This is a genomic window from Anaplasma marginale str. Florida, from assembly GCF_000215485.1.
Taxonomy (GTDB): domain Bacteria; phylum Pseudomonadota; class Alphaproteobacteria; order Rickettsiales; family Anaplasmataceae; genus Anaplasma; species Anaplasma marginale.
In genome coordinates, this window is record NZ_AFMS01000113.1 from 1 (window position 1) to 2,634 (window position 2,634).

The following is a 2,634-nucleotide window of genomic DNA, read 5'->3' on the forward strand; positions in this document are numbered from 1 at the left end:
GAGGAACTGCACAGAAAAAGACATGCATCTTCACATATACGTCATAGCTACCCCAAGTTACGGCTACAGGGGCCTTTATGCCAACACTTGCGCGCAAAAGAAACGGGATGTACAATCCGAGAGGCTGTTCTAGTTTGGAGTCGGTATGGAAGGTAACCTAATCAATGCGGAAGGTGGCTTGCAAGACGCTGGTGATGTCAACACCCAGGAAGCCCCGTCACAATACTCTTACTATCATTATGTTCTAGATGCCATTTATGAAATGGGCGCGTGTGCCATTTCCGTGTTGGGGGACTATTACAACGCCATTATCAGCGCACTTTTTGCCGATCAGGAAACTTTAGGAGAAGAATCAACGCTTGGCTCAATGCAAGAGCATGAGCCGTTGTCGCCTGAGTCTACTGCGTATGCGGAAACCCGTAGTCGGCAATTTGCAGATTGGGTGTCATCCCTGGCACATCAAGCACACGAGCTTCCACCGTCAGACGTTCCTGAGCACGGTGAAGGCCCCAGCCGGGAGTTCGTAGATTGGAGATCATCTCTCGCTCAGTGGATGCGTGAGCAGTCAACTGCTGAGTAGGTATTTGACACGTGAGCCTGGTTAGGCCGGGCTCGCGGCAAAATCGGAGTTCAAGGCCGGGGTGCGTGGCCGCGTGTGAGGTCATCGCATGAGGTGTGAAGCAGCTGCGGCCGCCGGCCGGTGTTTACTGGGAGATTTCAGTCTCGTACACCCACCATTCTGGGTGCCGGCCTTTTAGGTATCTCACTCCATCGCTTGCGGCTTCGCCATCCTCAAACAGTGCAAAGCATGTGGCCCCGCTGCCGCTCATCCTGGAAAGAATGCAGCCTCCCAAAGATTGTAATTCTGCCAGGATTTTTTTCACTTCAGGTACAAGTAATATCGCAGTGTCAGTCAGATCGTTGCGAGACTGCATAACTAGGCTTAGCAAGCCGTCAGAAGCCTCTGGTGGGTTACCTATACTCTTCGAAAATTCCTTGCAAGCATAGGCGTCAAATACGCTTCTAGTGCTTAAGTATACATCATTCGGCCTCACCAATACGACGTAGTTTGGCAGCCTGGCATGTGGCAAGAGTTTTACATTCTCCCCCATTCCGCAAACAAATGCCGTTCTGGACTGTAAACACACGGGAACATCGCTCCCTACAGATGCTGCAACGCCGTTCATACCAGCTTCACTAATACCCCAATTTTTGCCAAGTAGACGTATAATAGCCGCTGCATCGGCAGAGCCACCAGCCAGCCCCGCAGACACGGGGATATTCTTGGTAACTTTAACGTATACATTCTTGGCAACACCTGGAGCACATCTCCTCACCAGATGCCCTATAGCCCTCTGCACGGTGTTATCGTGCTTGCTTATTCCTGAAAACTGCACAAATTCCACGCCCCTGTTCTTTGACCCAATTTCAATTTCGAGCGTATCATACAGCTTGATGAAGGCGAAAACAGACTCCAAAACGTGATATCCGGATGTAGACTTGCCCACTACGTGGAGAAACAGGTTTATCTTCGCCGGAGCGTTTATTTGGTACTTAGACATTACTCCCTGCACTCCTGGATGTGCCCACCTCTAGCATGGCCACAACTACAAGTCAATATTAAAATCTTAAGCACTCATCGTACGATGTTTTGTTCGGTGTTGCTACATCCATGGTTATGGTGATACCATCTAGCTCGCACAGCTCATAAAATTGCCAATGAGACAGCTTATATCTGAATGCCCAGTAATTTTGGCGCCAATGTCAGGCGTTACTGACATGCCCTTTCGGTCTATCGTCGGGGAATTCGGTGCAGGGCTTTTAGTTTCTGAAATGATCGCCAGTCGGGCTATGATAATAAAAACGCGGCAAAGTCTGCAAAAATCAGACGTTGGGGCAAACACTGCCGTACAGTTGGCTGGATGCGTGCCTGAGATTATGGCGGAAGCAGCAAAAATTAACCAAGATATGGGCGCAAGGTCGATAGATATCAATTTTGGTTGCCCGGTGAAAAAGATAGTAGACGGCCATGCCGGCTCCGCGCTTATGAAAGACGAGGAGAAAGCTGCAAAAATAATGGAGAGCGTGGTAAAGGCGGTGACCATTCCCGTGACCGTCAAGATGCGTATGGGCTGGAGTGCAACAGATTTGAACGCACCCAGGTTGGCAAAAATAGCTGAAGACGTTGGTATACAGATGGTTACAGTACACGGGAGAACCAGGACCCAGATGTTCAGCGGGACTGCAGATTGGAAGTTTATCAAGTGCGTGAAAGATTGTGTTAAGATACCAGTGATAGCAAATGGAGATATCCGCACTCTTCAAGACATAACCAGTGCGTTAAGTCTTTCCGGTGCAGACGGGGTTATGATTGGCAGAGGGGCGTACGGCAAGCCTTGGCTCATAAAACAGGCACTGCACTTTATGAAAACAGGGGAGGCATTGCCTGAGCCTTCGGCGGACGAAAAACTTGAATAGTGCTAAAGCATTACGATAGTGCAGTAGATTACTACGGGAAGGACATAGGCGTGAAGATTCTTAGGAAGCATCTTGGATGGTATAGCGTCTCCAATGCTGGTGCCACATATTTCAGGGCGCAGATTAATACGATGAGTGACCCGGTAGCGATAAGGG

Annotated in this window: 2 protein-coding genes and 1 pseudogene; 2 read left to right on the forward strand and 1 reads right to left on the reverse strand. The window is 49.4% G+C overall.

The genetic code is table 11. The features are described 5' to 3' along the window. Positions 1 to 145 precede the first annotated feature (145 nt). Positions 146 to 580: a hypothetical protein gene (locus GAC_RS03055; RefSeq protein WP_010267448.1), complete on the forward strand. Its 435-nt coding sequence runs from the start codon at positions 146 to 148 to the stop codon at positions 578 to 580. A gap of 124 nt (positions 581 to 704) precedes the next feature. On the opposite strand, the gene GAC_RS03060 is transcribed toward GAC_RS03055, so the two are convergent. After that, entirely contained in the window at positions 705 to 1,574 is an 870-nt protein-coding gene (locus tag GAC_RS03060) for a 4-(cytidine 5'-diphospho)-2-C-methyl-D-erythritol kinase (protein ID WP_011114301.1), read from the reverse strand. 145 nt (positions 1,575 to 1,719) lie between these two features. Between GAC_RS03060 and dusB the strand changes: the two are divergent. Beyond that, positions 1,720 to 2,634 (forward strand): annotated as a pseudogene (gene dusB / locus GAC_RS03065) (tRNA dihydrouridine synthase DusB); the annotation flags it as partial.

Excerpts from the sequence above, each read along its gene's own strand:
- GAC_RS03055 (WP_010267448.1), top strand. The coding sequence starts at position 146 with ATGGAAGGTAACCTAATCAATGCGGAAGGTGGCTTGCAAGACGCTGGT.